Genomic DNA, 16925 nt, shown 5'->3' on the forward strand with positions numbered 1-16925 from the left:
AAAAGGAGTATTGAAGTGACAGAAAAGCGAAACGATAACCGCGTTTTAAAAGACAGTGAGTGGAGTCTTTATATGATAAAGACGCGCTTAAATACGCTTTATACGGGTATCAGCACTGACGTAGATCGCCGTTTCAAAGAACATTCAGGTGTCAGTAAGCGGGCGGCTCGCTATCTCAAGGGTAAAGGCCCATTAGAGTTGGTGTGGCAGCAACCTGTTGGTTCGAAAAGTGAAGCACTGATACTTGAATACCAAGTGAAAAAACTCAACAGACGGCAAAAGCAGAGCCTTATTGATGGTGGAATAGAGTTGGTTTCTTTGCTGGATTAATGGCAATCAATAAGCTTGTTTTTGTGGCGAATCATTCGTAGCATGACATTCACTTATTGATAATGAAAAGGATGGTAAGGGAGCTATGATTAGTCACTTTGATCATATTGTTTTGACCGTCGCTAACATAGATAGGGCAGTCTCTTTTTATGAAACGGTTTTAAATATGGAGCCTATTACCTTTGGCGAAGGTCGAAAAGCCGTGCGTTTTGGTCAACAAAAAATCAATTTTCAATTGCTTGGACAAGAGTTACGCAACCACGCTATGGAAGGAGCGGGTGATGTCTGCCTGATTACGAATTGGACAATAGATAAGGTAGTTGCCCATTTAAATGCATGTAAAGTGATTATTTTGGAAGGCCCTGTGACAAAATCTGGGGCACTGGGGCCTATCCAATCTGTGTATTTTAATGATCCAGACAATAACCTAATTGAAGTCAGTGTATACAAAGAGACAAACACGGCGTCTTAACTTTTTAAGTGGAACGGCAAAGGTACTGTTGCACGACACTTAATACGGCCAGATAACTTTGTTCCTCATACACACCAAACCCGCTAAGCTGGCGGGCTTTTATTTTGGTGAAGATAGGTTGTGTTAGGCCCGTTAAAAAACGCGTTATTAAGACGGCTGTCACTGGTGTGGCTGGGCTTTTGCTTCCAATATGCGCAGTGAACTCCTCTATATAGCCAGCCAAATCTCCCCATTTTTCTATATCGTTGTTGAGGCCGGATGGTGGAGCAAATATAAGTACTTTTCCCCGACAAACCGAGCAATGCCCGCAATGCTCTGGTGAATCCTGATCCCCAAAATAACGAGCTAGATTGTGGTTTAAGCAGCGATCCAATTGAAAGAAGCGAATCATAGTGGCAAGACGTTCAATTTCGGCTGTTTGTTTTTCTTCAACGTATTGCTGTAATTGAGTGGCCAAGGTTTGATGATGGAAGTGCTCAGTATGGCGTTGATATACTTCGGTCAAGCCTTTGCTTTCGAGTGTAAGAACATGGTAATCGGCGGCAAATTCTAAAACTTGCAAGACATCGCCTCGGGATAACCCCGCTTCCTGAAAGAGTTTGTCGAAATTGGGTGTGCCCCAAATTTTCTTGTATTGAATGCCTTTTAATATGGCCTGGTAGGCGGCTTGCCATTGGGCTGGGATATGTTGCGCAAAAGCAGTACGGTCACCTTCCCATTTGATTTTGACATCTGCGTAATAGCTGTATTTTGGCGTGATAGCACCCAATAGTTCGAGTTGTACCAGTAAGGTTTTTAAAGGCAGAGAGCGAATGTTTGTCTGCTGAGATAATCCATAAAGCTGTGTTTCCCATTCACTTTCATGAGTCTGTTCGGCTGTTTGCGTGGTAATGCAACCCAGTAAATTGTCGATCTCGTGAGGCTCTGGCGTGTCACCATAGACAAAATTTTCTAAGGTATTTAATCCCTCTAGATTAGCAAGCAATACACATCGGCTTGGCTGATTGTCTCGGCCAGCGCGGCCAATTTCTTGGCTGTAGTTTTCGATTGATTTGGGTAGATCAAAGTGTACCACTAAGCGAATATCTGACTTATCGATCCCCATACCAAACGCGATGGTGGCCACGATAATACGTGTTTTGCTAGTCATGAAATCGGATTGGATTGCACTGCGAATCTCACTGTCCAAACCTGCATGGTAGGCGACGGCCGAGTAGCCATCGGCTTGTAGAGCGTGAGCGACATCCTCGGCCGTTTTTTGCTGAGTAACATAAATGATACTCGCGCCTTGGGTTTCATTGAGAATATTTTTTAAAACCGTTAGCTTTTGATGGCTTTGTATGGGGATAAGATCAATATCTAAGTTGTGTCGATAAAAGCCGGTTTGCACTATGTGCTGAGGGTGAATCGCAAACTTTTGTGCCATATCTCGTTGCACACGACGAGTTGCGGTGGCGGTTAGCAGTAAGACCAATGGTATGGCGAGTTCTTGTTGGTAAGAGGGTAGCTTTAAGTAGTCAGGTCGAAAGTTATGGCCCCATTCTGAAATACAATGGGCTTCATCCACCACTAACATAGAAATGGGGATGTGCTTAATAAAGCGTCGAAAACGTTCGTTTTTAAAGCGCTCAACCGAAATCATCAAAATCTTAATGGTGCCATTCTGCACGCCAGACATAACGGCTTGGCTTTCATCTTTATTTTGGCTGGAATCGAGGCAAGCGGCTGGAATGCCTTTGGCGTTTAAAAATGCCAATTGGTCATGCATTAAGGCGATTAATGGCGAGATGACCAAGGTCAAGTTGGGTAATTGAGTCGCGGTCAATTGATAGCACAGAGACTTTCCTGAGCCTGTTGGAAACACGGCAAGCGAAGAGTGTCCGGCGAGCAGTTGTTCTATGGTCTGTTGTTGTCCGTCACGGAATTCGTTGAAGCCGAATACAGCATGCAGTCCTTGCACTAATGGTATCATTTAGACATTTCTCCCCATTCTAGTTCACAATGTTTAAGCTCGTTTAGATGGTTTACCCAGTATTCCTCACTGCCAAACCATGCAAAAGCTTTATTAAACGCTGGGTCATCCCAACGGTTTTGTAACCAAGCAGCGTAGTTAATCACACGCGCACTTTTAAAAACATCGATTAATGTTAGCTCTCTAAGATCAAAAGGTAGGTAGGTTTCGTAACCTTCAATCATTTCACTCAATTGTTGCCTTGGGTTTTCCGTTTGAGTGATGTGTAGCCATAAATCTTGCACAGCCACACCGTTTTGGCAATCGTCAAAGTCCAATAAATGAAATTGCTCATTGTGTAGCATTAAATTGCTGCGATGGCTGTCACCGTGTATTGGTCGTAAGGATGCTGGCCAGTATGTGCCTATCGCGGCTTTGCTCATATCGCATAATTTAGCAATTTGTTGTTTGTAAACGGGCTTGAGTTTTTCAGGTAACTGATGTTCTTCAGTCAAGCCATTGCCCATTAAGATTTGATTGGCTGCGGTCTCCATATGTGTCAAAGGTGAGACATTAATGCGTTCCACAAAAGGCGCTGACATGGTGTGGTGCAACTGACCAATAAGTTCGCCAAGCTGGTATAACTGATCTAAATTGTCCGCTTCAGGGTGCTGTCCGACTAGTCGAGGAGACACGCAAAACATCATGTTTTTATGACGCAACACACTGTCGCCATTAAATACCATAGGCGCGACAACAGGCACACCGGCGGCTTTTAATTTTAACAGAGTCTGATGCTCTTCTCGGATTTGAGCTTCCGTCCAGCGTTCTGGCCGGTAAAACTTTGCAATGACGGGAGTGCTGTCTTCAATGCCGATTTGATAGACGCGATTTTCGTAACTGTTAAGTGGGTAAATACGCGAATCACTCCACAACCCTGTGGATTCGACCGCGTCTAATATGGTATCAGGAACGAGGGTCGAAAAAGAATGAGTGGCCGTCATAGTCTGGTGCTCTGGTGTAATAAAAAATGAGCGAGTGACGATAACGGTGTAACAGGATTATAGCAAGCCGAGGCGCTTTTTAAGTGTATACTTTTGAGCATCACTAAGTGGAGAAGCGTGTCCTGATTTAATCAACCGATTCCATTGTTTCCACGATTTTATGGCTTCACCCATGTGGTCTCGTGCCAGGTGTTGCTGTATTTCAGCACGAAAAGAGTTAGATATGGCCGCTGGGTTACCTTTTCCGAAAGTGCGTAAACGGACGAGTGTGCGTTTAAATTTATCTGCCAGTTTCGAAGCGTCTGAACCGCTTGCCATCATGTTTGTTAGACACTTTAAGTAGTCGTAGTAGTATTCGACTTTTTCATGGCTGGTTTCTCGGGTTAGCCGAATGACACGAGAATAAGCTTGTTCAGCACAGCTCCAATCTTCTAGCTGCATACTTATTTGTGCCAGCCTTAGAGCCCGTTCTGATGAGCGTGGTGAGACCTCTAAGACACTTATCATTGCCGCTTGAGCGGCTTCTGGATTGCCTAAGCTTTCTTGGGCGTCAGCGAGTAGATCATAAGCCGATAAAAAGTGTCTGCTCAAACTAATGGTGTGTTCGAATTTCTTTACCGCAGCAGCAATCGCACCAAGTTTTAATTCGCATTGGGCTATACCAAAATGCGCCCAAGCCAGATTTTTACTTTTTTGTGTGATCAACATGTAGTGGCTTTTTGCATCCTTGAATCGGCCTCTAGCATAGAGCGATTCGCCAATGACTTTTAGGCATTGACTAGCGAAATGAGGGTATTGCACCATGACGGACTTAGCTTGAGATTCCATGGTTTCAAAGTCGTTTATTTTTCGCGCGTTGTTGATACCTTCAAAGGTTTTCTTTTGCATTTCGACTCGTTCAAAACGGCGAAAAAATGCGGCGGGCGGGAAAGGCTTTACCAAATAACTATCTGGTTGATATTCCAGTACACTTACCACGCTTTCATACGCTGTGTCAGCGGTAATCATGATGAAAATAGTGGAATGGTCTTGAGAGTAATTTTTACGGGAGGCTTCTAAAATTTGTTGGCCGTCAATGGTGCCACCTAAGTTGTAATCAGATAAAACAACGTCATAGCGCTTTTCCAAAACACGCTTTATTGCGGCTTGACCTGAGGGCTTCTACATCTATATCGGAGTAACCCATTGATGTCATTAAGGATTTGAGCATCAATCGCATTTCACCAATATCTTCAATGATTAACACCCGCTTTTTTGCGGTATTTATCAGCTTTCGCTGAACATCATTGGTGTTTTCAACGCCGAGGGTGATTACATCTGACAAAAGGAACTACCTGACTCAAAATAAGCTTTTATTGAATATATGCTCCATTTATATCATCTGGAAAATTAAAAAACTCATACTAATCGTTATTTTTGGTTAAGATTTTCTTTTTTTTGGTTTTTTTGGATTTTAAACTGATGGGTTATTGTATTCTTTCATGGTTGAGTCGAGTAAAAGAAATAATGAGTTGTCTATTGAACCGTGTTTGAAAATGCGTTTTTAAATGGCTGTAGTTACAAAGACAGTGTGTACAGAGTAGGTGAAGTGCAAAAGAACTTTTCTTTTGCACTTGAGAATCAAAACAATCCGAGTCTTTTCTTTAATGTCAGTTCTTGTTCTTGTGTGATTGACGAGGCTTTCCCAGACAATATTAATTGTTTCCATTGCTTCCAAGATTTAATGGCGTCTTGTTTACGTTCTCTATGAAGAAATTGCTGCACTTCAACGCGAAAAGAGTTTGTGACAACAACTGGATCGTCTTTTCCTAACATGCGTAACCTTGTTAAAGAACGCTGGAGTTTCTCGGCTGTTTGTGGTGTAGGTTCTCCATTTTCTTGTATTGCAATGAGGCATTTTAGGTGATCGTAGTAAAATTCTATTTTTTCGTGCTGAGTATCTTTGGTTAAACGAATCACTCTTGAATAGGCCTGTTCTGCCGTTTGCCAGTCTTTTAGTTTTACGCTAATTTTTCCCAGTCTTTTGGTTCTGGCTAGTGATCGTGGCGTAATTTCAAGACTTGCTAATATTGCCTTTTGAGCCGCTTTAAGATTATTTAGTGTTTCTTGCGCGTTAGCAAGCTCATCATAGGCTGGTAAAAAGTGACGACTGATGCTGATGGTTTTTTCGAGGCTTTTTACAGCAGACAAAGGTTGATCTAGGTAAAGATCTGCTTGCGCGACACCAAAATGTGCCCAAGAGGCTTCTTGATTGTTTTTGAGTACGCGCATGTAGTGAATTTTAGCGGCTTTATAGTCTTTTCTAGAGAGTAAAGATTCGCCAATAGCCTTTAGGCATAAGCTGATATATTGAGGGTGTTTAGCCATAATCGCTTTGGCTTCGTTTTCCATGGCCTCAAAATTCATTTTACTTCGATATTCATCCATTTCTGAGAAGATGCTTTTCTGTAGCTTTATACGGCTCAGTCGACGATGCAGAGTTGCTGGGGTAAACGGTTTTACCATATAACTGTCAGGGCGATGCTCGATTGCGCTGACGACACTGTCATAACCTGTATCCGCAGTGATCATGATGAAAATAGTCGAGTGACCTAAGATGTTATTTTGTCGAGCAATTTCTAAAACTTGTTGGCCGTTAATTCGGCCTCCAAGGTTATAGTCAGACAGTATAATGTCAAAGTGTTTGGAAGCGATGCGCTTAAGGGCACTTTGCCCTGAGGCTTCCACTTCAATATTTGTATAGCCTAATGAGAGCATCATGGATCTCAGCATTAGGCGCATTTCGTTCATATCTTCAATGATTAAGACGGACTTTTTATTAAGATGTTCCGTATTATTTTTATCTTTTTCCTGTGTGGTATGTGTTTTTGTCACGGAGGTCTTTCCTTGCTGACTCACGGTATGAGTACAAAAAATTACAAATTTTTACATTTGTGATTTATACCACGTTTAGCGCTGTCCTCCATAATGCTTTTTGATTGATTCAACAAGGAAAATTGGTGTAAACAAGTGTTTTATGTTTACTCTGCTGACTTTGTTAATGCACTAAATTTGCCGTTAGCACAAAAATGTCCATATAACCCTGATCATCATGGAGTGGTTTGATGGGTTGGGCGCTATGGAAAAATTTTCGGTCGTTTAGCACCACAAATTCTCCTCTGTCAAAATCGTGGCTGATCAGCGCGGGACTATTTTTCCCAAGATGAACGTGGATTTTGCCACCTTCGATATTATGGCGTTGCATCACATAGATTCCTATGCGGTCAAAGCCATCTTGGTGAATGCCCTCTGGTGCGACCTCGGCACTTTTATGGTCGGCAAAGATTCGTAATTGATGCACTTCGATAGGCGTGTTATCGGCCACGTTGGCCATCGTTTGGAAGTGTTCAAATAGTTCGAGGAAGGCAGTGTCGTTGACTATTTTATCGTCGATCTCTTCATAACGGCGCACAATATTGCCTTGGAAATGATTAATGCTTTCGTCTTGAACAAATGCCTGAGACGGCAAACGACGAATCTTGTTATGAGTGAGTGTAAAGCGTGAATAGCGGCGTAATCGAAAGGCGCCATCGGCATAAGGGTTCGGTGGTAAATGATCAAAAGAGGGAATAAGGTGGTTAACACTGTCTGATGTTAGCTGACCTAGTTCAAGGTAAAAGGGGGTATTTTTTGTTTTGTTAGTGATCATGGTTTTATCCTCAAAACTCTCATCGGCAGATTGTGCGCGATGGGGTAATTATTTTTTTATCGCCTTGTGAGCGTATTTTTAGTCTAGTCGGATTTTGATAAAAAAACCGCTTTTTGTGTATGTTTTTGCCACCAATAGTTGGATCTATGGTAGGCCTTGGTTGTTTTGACTGTTTGATGAAAGTACGACTTTAGTCGTAAGCTCCTTGTTTTACGTTGATCTTTCGTAGACATCGTTCAACACTAGCAAAAAAATAATAACCGACAAAAGGGAAACAGATGCTTTATCTCCGCCTAGGTAGTACTTTAGGACTGCTCGTACTCTTTTCTTTGGGTTATGCGCAAAATGTTATTCCCTCGCCATATATTATTATCGGTTTATTGCTAAGCGGCATCTTAGGCGTTTCTTTGCTGTTGCAGAAAAAAGATCTCTCTCAAATACCCGTTGTCGCGTTAGATGCAGCCTCGTCAGCCGTGTTTTCAGACGTCAGTAAAACCGTGACTCATGCCACATCAAAAATGGCGATGGGGGCCGCCGAAGTCTCCCATTTTGTGGATACACTGAGTAAGGATATCCACTTGACTCGGGATGACAGTGAGCAAATTACACAAGCGGTTGGAACTCTCTCAGATACTGGATTAACGCTGTCGAATCATCTCGGTCAATTAGCACGTACCATGAGTGTCACCGCTAAATCCAGTCAAACTGCACAGAGTGCACTGTCACAAAGTGCAGCACAAATTAATGAACTCACACAAAAAGTGCACACTGCCAGTCAGCAGTTGGCTTTACTGACGAAAAGTGCCGATGATATTGATAGCATTACAGCGGTGATTAAAGGCGTTTCCGAACAGACTAATTTACTGGCTTTGAACGCCGCTATTGAGGCGGCACGTGCTGGTGAACAGGGCCGAGGTTTTGCGGTGGTAGCCGATGAAGTGCGCGCTTTAGCGGGGAAGAGTGCCAGTGCGTCGGAACAAATTTCAAGCTTACTGACCGATGTGCGCCGTAATAGCGAACTGACAAATCATGAAATGACGGCATTAAAAGATTTAACGGAATCTTTGTCCAGTACCTTATTGGGCGAAACAAAGCGCTTTCTTTCGCTAACGGAAGAGGTTCAGAACGCGTCCATGGTGTTGTCCGAAGTGGAACAAGCAGGGGAAGATCTAGGCACGACCAGTACTCAAATCAATGGTTCTATATCGCGTATTAGCCAGTCTTTACAAGATATTTCCCAGCGCAGTGATCGGCTTTCTAAGGAAGCCGCACATTTGAGTCAGGGGGCTGAAGTGGTCTTTAGAGAATTGGATAAAGTCGATCAGTCGTTGTTTTTCTCTGAGTTGCTTAAGGTTGGTAAGGCGTCTGCCCAGGCGATTGGGCATTTATTTGAAGAGGCTATTTCGAAAGGGGAGTTGACTGAACAAGCGGTATTCTCCACCGATTATCGCCCTATACCTGGTACTAAGCCGCAAAAGTTCAGTACGTCTTATGATGCTTTTAGTGACCGTCACTTTCCTGCTATTCAGGAAGCGGTATTAGACAATTGTAAAGAGGTGATGTTTGCAGGAGCGGTGGATGTGAAGGGGTATTTCCCCACTCACAATAAAAAGTTTAGTCAGCCATTAACCGGTGATTATGAAAAAGATTTATTGAATAACCGAACCAAGCGAATTTTTAATGATGCGACAGGCAGTCGTTGTGGCGCCCATACAGATTCGTTTTTGCTACAAACCTACAAACGGGATACTGGCGAAATATTGCATGACCTTTCCGTGCCTATTTTTGTCAATGGTAAACATTGGGGCGGTTTTCGTATGGGATTCAAACCCATATCTTAGGGAGTTTGAATCCTCTGTTTCGAATTTTGATGGTTAACGTTTAGCAACAAAAACGCCACGATAAGCGCATTGAAGAGTATTGTCTTTAATCGTGAAGCCTGGCGTTTGGTAAGCAACTTCTAGTGCATCACTTTCTGCTGGAAAAGGAACGCTAATAGGCGTATCGCTGCTGTAAAAGACGATCCAAAAATAACTAGAAAGGTCGGCAGACGTTAGCGTTAATGCGATAAAGTGACGTTCTTTATCGGCCCAATTTTCTGCGCTCATGGGTTCGCTGTGTTGGTTGAGCCAATGGATGTGATCTGACGAGGTGTGTTGATAAAGCGGGTCGTCTTCAAGACGAATTTCAGCCAATATTGGGTAGGTTTTGCGCAGTGTCATTAAGGTAGAAATGGTATGCTGAATGGCGTCTCTTGCAAGGCGTGTTTCCTCATCTATATCCTGCCAAATTTGCCATGTCATGTCGTTGTCTTGGCAGTAGGCGTTGTTGTTTCCTTGCTGAGTGTGGGAAAGCTCGTCCCCCCTAAAATATGAGGCGTACCTTGGCTTAGTAGCAGTGTCGCCATAAAGCAAAGTTGCTGGTTAAGGCGGTGTTGTTGAATATTTATGTCGTCGGTGTCACCTTCTGTACCAAAGTTTTGGCTAAGGTTGTCACTGTGCCCGTCACGGTTGTCTTCCATATTAGCAAGGTTATGGCGCTGGTGATAGGACACCAAGTCTTTCATGGTATAACCGTCATGATAGGTGATGTAGTTGACGGAAGTTAGGGCACTTTTTTGTCCTTTATGAAACAGGTCTCTTGAACCTAAAAGGCGTGTCGCAAATTCAGGTACCATGCCTTTGTCACCGCGCCAGAAACGACGTACTGTATCGCGGTATTGATCATTACATTCGAGAAAACCTCTTGGAAATTGACCAACTTGATAGCCGTTTGGGCCAATGTCCCAAGGTTCCATCACTAGACAAGTTTCGCTTAAGATAGGGTCTTGAAGAATGGCTTGCAGTAAGGGCGCTTTGGGGGTGAAATCATGATCAGTCCGGCCTAGATCAACTCCTAAATCAAAACGAAAGCCATCCACGCCCATCACGTCTACCCAATAACGCATGCTGTCGCAAATAAGACGAATGCTATTGGGATGGTAAGTGTCTATGCAGTTTCCGCATCCTGTGTAATTTAAATATTGACCCGCTTGGTGACGATAATAGCGCGCATTGTCTAGACCTCGAAAGCAAACGCTAGAGTGATCCAGCTCGCTTTCTGCTGTGTGGTTATAGACAACGTCTAGGATAACTTCAAACCCCGCTGTTCTTAAGCCATCAACCATTTGTTGAAACTCCAAAACAGCATCTTGTTTAGCGTAGGACGGTTCTGGCGCAAAAAAACTGATAGGGTTATAGCCCCAGTAATTATTGAGGCTCTAGCAACTCTAAATGGCGCTCGGTCATAAAACTGAAGCAAGGCATTAACTGAATAGTGGTGATGTTCAGGCTTTTTAAATGTTCGATACCCGCGGTGGAGATAACACCAAGGTACGTGCCTTTTATTTCATCATCAATGGGGAGGTTTTTGCTAAAGCCTTTGACATGCAGCTCGTATAAAGCACGGCTAGACGGGGTTATTTTCACTCTTGCTGGGCGGTTGTGTTTGGCTGTCACGGTACGAACAATCGATTTCGGCACACAATAAGCCGAATTGACGCTGTGTAGCTGGCCTTCTTTGTTCATTGCTGATTGATCTTCATGCCAGACAAGTTTGTGACTGAGATCTCTAGCATAGGGATCTATTAGCAGTTTATGTTCGTTATAAAGCTGTTGTTGTTCTGGATTAAACTCGCCTTTAGCACGTAAACCGTAATGTTGACCTTCTTTGAGTCCAAGCACTTCCATGTACCAAATGCCTTGATGTTTATTAATAAAAGGCAGCGGTTTTTGCTCCTTTCCATCTTGATCAAACAAACATAAATACAGCTGGCTGGCGTCTTCTGCGACCACGGCGAAATTAACGCCGTCGTCGGTTACTGTCGCACCTAGAGGAAAACAGGCGCCATTGGAAATCTGATGTGCTTGGTTCATTAATACCTCTAGATGCTGTTAGCGTTACTTTACTGAGCGTTAGTGATTAAGGTTTATCTAGCCATTTTAACAAAACGCCCGCCAGTGGAGGCACTTGCAGTTCAATGCTTTGCTCACGACCATGACTGACGATTGCTTGAGTCTGGTATGTTTTGATTTTGGCATAGCCACTGCCAGTGTAGTTCACCTCATCCGTGTCCAAGACGATCTCATAATGACCTGCTTTAGGTACGCCAATTCGATAGTTAGCATGGGGCGTTGGTGTAAAATTAATGACCGCAATAACATGCTCGTCACAGTCTTTGGCTTTACGTGCAAAAACCAGAATGCTGTTGGCGTTGTCATCATAACTGATCCATTCAAAGCCTTGGTAGGAATGATCAAACTGTAAACTTGGCTCGTTTTTATAAAGATGATTCAAGTCTTTTGATAACGTTTGCTGAGCTTTGTGGTAGTCGATCTCTAACAAATGCCAATCCAAAGAGCGTTCATGGCTCCATTCTTGACCTTGGGCGAACTCATTGCCCATGAAGTTGAGCTTTTTGCCCGGTGAAAATACATGTAGGCCGAAAACGCACGTAAATTGGCAAATTTCTGCCAAGCATCGCCCGGCATTTTAGTAATCATGGAGCCTTTACCGTGGACCACTTCATCGTGAGAAATCGGTAATACAAACTGTTCGTCAAAGGCGTAAACCATACTAAAGCTAAGTTCGCCTTGATGATGCTGACGATAAATCGGATCTTTTTTTATATAAGCCAGTGAATCGTTCATCCAGCCCATATTCCATTTGAAGCCAAAGCCCAAACCATTCATATAAGTTGGCTTAGACACCCCAGGGAAAGCAGTGGATTCTTCCGCTACGGTAAAACAACGGGGATGATTCAAATACACGGTTTCGTTTAAACGGCGTAAGAAATCAATGGCTTCGTAGTTATGATTGCCGCCGTCTTTGTTGGGAATCCATTCGCCGTCTTCTCGAGAGTAGTCTAAGTACAACATAGAAGCCACGGCATCAACACGAAGGCCATCGATGTGGAATTCTTCTAGCCAATACACCGCGTTACTAATTAGGTAATTGACCACATGTTCTTTACCAAAATCATAAATCAAGGAGTTCCATTCAGGGTGCCAGCCTTTTTTGGGATCTGGGTATTCGTACTGCTTGGAGCCATCGAAGTTCGCCAACCCATGACTATCGGCAGGAAAATGCGCGGGTACCCAATCCATAATCACGCCAATGTTAGCTTGATGAAGCGCATCAACAAGGGCTTTGAATTCTTCTGGAGTGCCAAATCGTGATGTGACCGCGTACAGGCCGACAGGTTGATAGCCCCAAGATCCATCGAATGGGTATTCTGTGATGGGCAATAGTTCAACATGGGTATAGCCCATTTCAACCATATAGGGAACCAGCTGATCTTTGATCTCTAGATATGTTAGTGGTTGATTGTCACTTTTACGACGCCACGAACCTATGTGTAGTTCATAAATGCTCATGGGCTGTTCGTAGATGTCTTCGATAGGGCGTTTAACCCACGCATCGTCTTGCCATTGATGTTTGTCATCAAAACAGGTCACGCTAGCGAAAGACGGATATTGCTCAATACGTTGAGCATATGGATCACTGCGATGGGGCAAAATGTCACCGGCGTTTGAGCGGATTTCAAACTTATAACGTGCCCCATGATTAACGTCGGGAATGAATAGGCGCCATATGCCGTCGCCATTGCTAGACATTGGGTGAATGCGACCATCCCAAGCATTAAAGTCACCTACTACAGAAACCGAGCGTGCTGCTGGAGCGTAAACCGCAAAGCGTGTACCTTGAATGGCGAGTTGATCGTTGACTTTTGCATTGGCCCTAATAGCACCTTGGCTTTTGTAAAGATTCGCTTGGTGGTGATCAGGGTCTACAAAGGTCGTGTTAGGAAACTGGTACGGGTCAACCAGCGTATAAGTACTTTTGTCTTTGTAAGTGACTTCAAGACGATAATGAAAGCGGGTGCTTTCTTTTGGCCATTTGGCGTAAAACAAGCCTTTGTCTTCTGTTTCGCTCATTTTAGCCAATTCTTGGTCTGAATCTATGGCCAATACGCGAACCGATATCGCTTCGGGTTGCCACACAAGCAGTGACAAGCCTTTCTTAGAAGGGGATGATTGAAGTCCTAAACAGCCAAATGGGTCTGAACAGCGAGTGTTCAATACATCGTTAATTAGGGCATTTTTTATTAAATCCATTCACTTCTCCAGCAAGGGTGAGCGTGTTAACTCAATGAGTGTTGGTGCTGATGACTGTGAAGTTTGCTCACGGCCCAACGCAAATATTGATTGACTTTATTTGGTGTTATTTGTGCGAAATCATCCAATGCGGCTTCCGCCCAGTTATCTTCCACATGTTCGGCTTGGTGCTGTCTAGCATGATCTAGTGCTGCTTTTGAGACCAAAACAGGTAAATTGATTTCTTGTTCAAACTTACAGTTTTTATGCTGTTTACAGAACTGTATGAAGGCATATAGGCCTTCAAAAATAAGACTCTTATACCAACTTGGATGAATGTCCGACGTTAAGGTTTCAATCAGCAATGCGAAGGTGTCTTCTCCTGGCGTCATAGAGCTGAGTGCGCGTTTACAATCGAGAGCGGTGTTACTTTGTAAGTCTCCAAACACAATGGTGTTTGCATGACTTAAACTGTCCCAAAGTTGCAGTAGCATAGATTCTGGCAGCTTGGTGATCATACCCTGCTCAGAACGCCAGTCAAACCAGTCCACATCTTTCATTTTGCTTTGCGCGTCGGTACTGTTGTGGTAACGCATGTTGTTTGCCACGTGAGCAAATTCGTCATGCTTTTGTTGTAACACTTGTTTGAGGGCTTCGTAAAGCTTGCTTGGCGACACTCTGGATAAGGTTTCAAACACGGGAGCATCGTCCTCGGGATCAAATTGACGAGCACATAACATGGCTAAGTTATGAATTCGTATCGTACGAACGCCAGAGAAAAACTCAGGATGCACCTTAATCAGAGTCCCTGCAATGGCAATTAGTTCATGACAAATAACTAGACCAATAGGCGAGGATGATACATTTCTCAACATGTCGAGAATTACGTCCTGATGCAATGGTGAGCTGATATCGATCTCAGTTTCAGGCGTTTCACCAATAACGAGCAAACGCTGACGCACCGTGATATCAGCAATATAGGTAGCGAGATCCGTTGAGGGCTTTAAAATCAAAGAATACAGTTGTCGAGCACTGTGCCAGTTCTCAGAAAGTAAGGCTTGCAGATACACACTATTCAATACCTTATATGCTGTGACTGCTGGCGCTGAATTGGGGATGGTATTCATTAATGCACGACGACTGCCTAGCTCGATTAAACAGTCGATGGCTTCGTTAATATCTGGCTGTTCGGTGAAGCGAGTCAGTAAGGTGTTTGTTTCTGCCGTCTTGATCGATTGTGGATCGTAAGCTTTTGGCTTAGCGGATAACGGCCAAGGAGTATCGTGAATGGGCAGTTTTGCTCCCAACTGGTTATGGTCTAAGGTACCGATCATAATAGTACGACGGTTACCCGATTTGAATGCATTTTTGGCCGATTGCGGAATAACACGAAACTCTTCGTGTTCGCGTTTCTGTAATAAACGAATAAATTCAAATAACTCATCACTGCCATTCATGTCACTGATGGCTTCGTCAATCAGTATGCTAAAAACCGCATTGGCTTGGTAATACCAATGGTCAGCAATGTTTTTTAGTTCGTTACGAATATGAGCTTGGAACAACGCTGGATCGATTTTTCGATAATCTTTGTCTTCATTCTGAATCCAAGAAAAACACAAATAGCTTTCATTGTTGATACTGAATGCTTGCGACGTTGCTAAGCTGTTTAATGCGCGGTTTGGTCGTCCGGTTAAACCTAACGTTTCTGAGGCTCCTAAATGTCGATAAGTAGCCACTAATTGCTCAGCGCTGATCGCTTTAAGAGGCAGAATATCATCCAGCGTTTGGCATAGGCAGCCAGCATCAAGCAGTTTCTGTTTCACTTTGTCGTTTTGTGCCAAGATAACCATGGAGGTGGTGGCTTTGTTTGGTTTGTACTGGACACGATGCAAGCCTAGTGGGTCAAGATCATCTGTCTTAATGAGTTCTTCATCGAGCATTTTTCCCACTAAAAATAGACTCTGTGCCCATACTAAGGGGAGGTTATCATTGGGAACACGTTTTTGTGAGCCAGGCTTTTCTTTTTCAGCTAGAATGCTTTCTTGTGGAACGTAATAGAGTTCAGGGAGCAGCATTTGCCCATCTTTTTCGACCATTAACGATTCGAGTTTGTGGCGATAAAAGTTGGCGCTTTCCCAATCACGAGCAAATAAACGATCGATATAAAGGTAAGTAAAAAACAGCGGCCACTCAGACTCAATGTGTTCGAAATTAATCAGTTCATCGTACTCATAATATATTCTGCTTTGATCTTCTAATTCCGATTGATGTCCATCTAATAAGAAGCGTTTACAGCCATATTCACCGCCCAGTTTATTGATGATTTCTTTGCGAGTGCGTCTGACAAGCTTTTCATCGTTAACGGCAAACGCAGGAAAGCCTATGATGCTGAGAATAGCGCTGTCGACTTCTTTAGAACGTGATTCTTTTGGCAATAGAGATTGCAATACAGAGCCAGCACGGGCAACCGCATCGGCAAACGAATGCACTACCGCCCATTCAGGACCATCCTCGCCAAATAGATTTAGCCCATCCATGGCTTCCATGGCGGCTTTTGCCATTCCCACAGAGCTGGCATTAATTTCGGCTTTGCCGTTGTTTACCTTATTACCACGTTCCCAAATCCCGTAATCAGGGGTGCGGTAGGTGCGAGAAATATAGTAAATAAGGTTTTGGATGAAGTTAAATTCGTCGCGAGAAAAGATTAACTTACTGCCCGCTTTGGTCATTTGCGCCAGCATTAATAAATAAAAGCTGGTGGCATCAATTTGCAAGTGCCCCCAAGCATCATCCGCTACGGCTTCTAAGCCTGTTTTGGTATCGTATTTTGCGTGCAAGGCGTCTTTAGGATCTAGGCTGTGCTTAAAGGCTTCCACTTTGTGGGATTGACGCATCATGGCGAAAAGTAGACCGCGCATCATTTTTATACAGGCAAATTCAAGCTCGTTGGCACGTTTTTGCGGATTAGAAGCACGCTTGTACGCTAAATGTAATGCCCATACCGCCTGAATGCTGTAGACGTTATCGCGTACCCATGCGTCGGTATAATTACCGTGATTGTTAATGCTCGTGCTGGCAGGGAAGAGTCCAGTAACTGGGTGCTGACGGGATAAAATCACCGCTTGAATATGTTGATAAAGGGAATCTAGCTTATCTTGTGTATCAGACGCCATGTTTGATCCTTTGTGTTCTAGACTTGTTGCTTAATGTTTACCCTGGTTTTTATTTACCTGTAAAACCACTATACCCAAACATAATGGGACTCACCAATAAGTTAAAGTGGTAAACGCTCTTCTTTTTCACTTAATTTTTGAAAACACGCTTTTTTGCATAAAATCAGACGCCT

15 protein-coding genes are annotated in these 16925 nt (G+C 43.5%); 3 read left to right on the top strand and 12 right to left on the bottom strand.

Annotated features, from left to right (window positions below):
* The first annotated feature begins 15 nt into the window (after window positions 1-15).
* Window positions 16-330, top strand: coding sequence for a GIY-YIG nuclease family protein (locus AC0L6V_RS01045; protein WP_265216883.1), 315 nt, complete (start codon window positions 16-18; stop codon window positions 328-330).
* An 85-nt stretch (window positions 331-415) separates the two neighbouring features.
* Entirely contained in the window at window positions 416-802 is a 387-nt protein-coding gene (locus tag AC0L6V_RS01050) for a VOC family protein (protein WP_265216884.1), read from the top strand.
* A 4-nt stretch (window positions 803-806) separates the two neighbouring features.
* Here AC0L6V_RS01050 and AC0L6V_RS01055 read toward each other — a convergent pair whose 3' ends face one another.
* The 6 genes from AC0L6V_RS01055 to AC0L6V_RS01080 form a co-directional block, all read right to left on the bottom strand.
* On the bottom strand, window positions 807-2774 hold the full coding sequence (locus AC0L6V_RS01055; protein ID WP_409419226.1) for a RecQ family ATP-dependent DNA helicase: 1968 nt from the start codon (window positions 2772-2774) through the stop codon (window positions 807-809).
* Window positions 2771-3757, bottom strand: coding sequence for a serine/threonine protein kinase (locus tag AC0L6V_RS01060; protein ID WP_265216885.1), 987 nt, complete (start codon window positions 3755-3757; stop codon window positions 2771-2773). Before AC0L6V_RS01060 ends, AC0L6V_RS01055 begins: the two co-directional genes overlap by 4 nt.
* Before the next feature lie 57 nt (window positions 3758-3814).
* Window positions 3815-4885: a response regulator gene (locus tag AC0L6V_RS01065; protein ID WP_418138683.1), complete on the bottom strand. Its 1071-nt coding sequence runs from the start codon at window positions 4883-4885 to the stop codon at window positions 3815-3817.
* On the bottom strand, window positions 4869-5081 hold the full coding sequence (locus AC0L6V_RS01070; RefSeq protein WP_265216888.1) for a response regulator: 213 nt from the start codon (window positions 5079-5081) through the stop codon (window positions 4869-4871). Before AC0L6V_RS01070 ends, AC0L6V_RS01065 begins: the two co-directional genes overlap by 17 nt.
* Before the next feature lie 296 nt (window positions 5082-5377).
* Window positions 5378-6631, bottom strand: a complete 1254-nt coding sequence (locus AC0L6V_RS01075) for a tetratricopeptide repeat-containing response regulator (protein WP_265216889.1) — start codon at window positions 6629-6631, stop codon at window positions 5378-5380.
* Window positions 6632-6794: 163 nt separating this feature from the next.
* Window positions 6795-7445, bottom strand: coding sequence for a 2OG-Fe dioxygenase family protein (locus AC0L6V_RS01080; protein ID WP_265216891.1), 651 nt, complete (start codon window positions 7443-7445; stop codon window positions 6795-6797).
* 278 nt (window positions 7446-7723) lie between these two features.
* Here AC0L6V_RS01080 and AC0L6V_RS01085 point away from each other — a divergent pair, with 278 nt between their 5' ends.
* A complete protein-coding gene (locus AC0L6V_RS01085; protein WP_265216892.1) occupies window positions 7724-9286 on the top strand; it encodes a methyl-accepting chemotaxis protein in 1563 nt (520 codons plus the stop codon).
* Between the two features lie 33 nt (window positions 9287-9319).
* On the opposite strand, the gene AC0L6V_RS01090 is transcribed toward AC0L6V_RS01085, so the two are convergent.
* From AC0L6V_RS01090 to AC0L6V_RS01115, 6 genes are all read right to left on the bottom strand, one after another.
* The gene (locus AC0L6V_RS01090; protein ID WP_265216893.1) at window positions 9320-9748 is read right to left on the bottom strand and encodes a hypothetical protein; all 429 of its coding nucleotides are present in this window, start codon (window positions 9746-9748) and stop codon (window positions 9320-9322) included.
* Window positions 9745-10611, bottom strand: a complete 867-nt coding sequence (locus AC0L6V_RS01095; RefSeq protein WP_418138684.1) for an alpha-amylase family protein — start codon at window positions 10609-10611, stop codon at window positions 9745-9747. Before AC0L6V_RS01095 ends, AC0L6V_RS01090 begins: the two co-directional genes overlap by 4 nt.
* Before the next feature lie 82 nt (window positions 10612-10693).
* On the bottom strand, window positions 10694-11359 hold the full coding sequence (locus tag AC0L6V_RS01100) for a hypothetical protein (protein ID WP_418138685.1): 666 nt from the start codon (window positions 11357-11359) through the stop codon (window positions 10694-10696).
* Between the two features lie 46 nt (window positions 11360-11405).
* Window positions 11406-11888 (bottom strand): alpha amylase C-terminal domain-containing protein, encoded by a 483-nt coding sequence (locus tag AC0L6V_RS01105; RefSeq protein ID WP_265216896.1) that lies wholly within the window; start codon window positions 11886-11888, stop codon window positions 11406-11408.
* A complete protein-coding gene (gene glgB, locus AC0L6V_RS01110) occupies window positions 11822-13600 on the bottom strand; it encodes a 1,4-alpha-glucan branching protein GlgB (protein ID WP_418138686.1) in 1779 nt (592 codons plus the stop codon). The genes AC0L6V_RS01105 and glgB overlap by 67 nt, the downstream gene beginning before the upstream one ends.
* Window positions 13601-13626: 26 nt before the next feature.
* Window positions 13627-16752, bottom strand: a complete 3126-nt coding sequence (locus AC0L6V_RS01115; protein WP_265216898.1) for a phosphorylase b kinase regulatory subunit alpha/beta — start codon at window positions 16750-16752, stop codon at window positions 13627-13629.
* Between the last annotated feature and the right edge of the window lie 173 nt (window positions 16753-16925).

It is taken from the genome of Marinomonas sp. G8-14 (assembly GCF_055808935.1).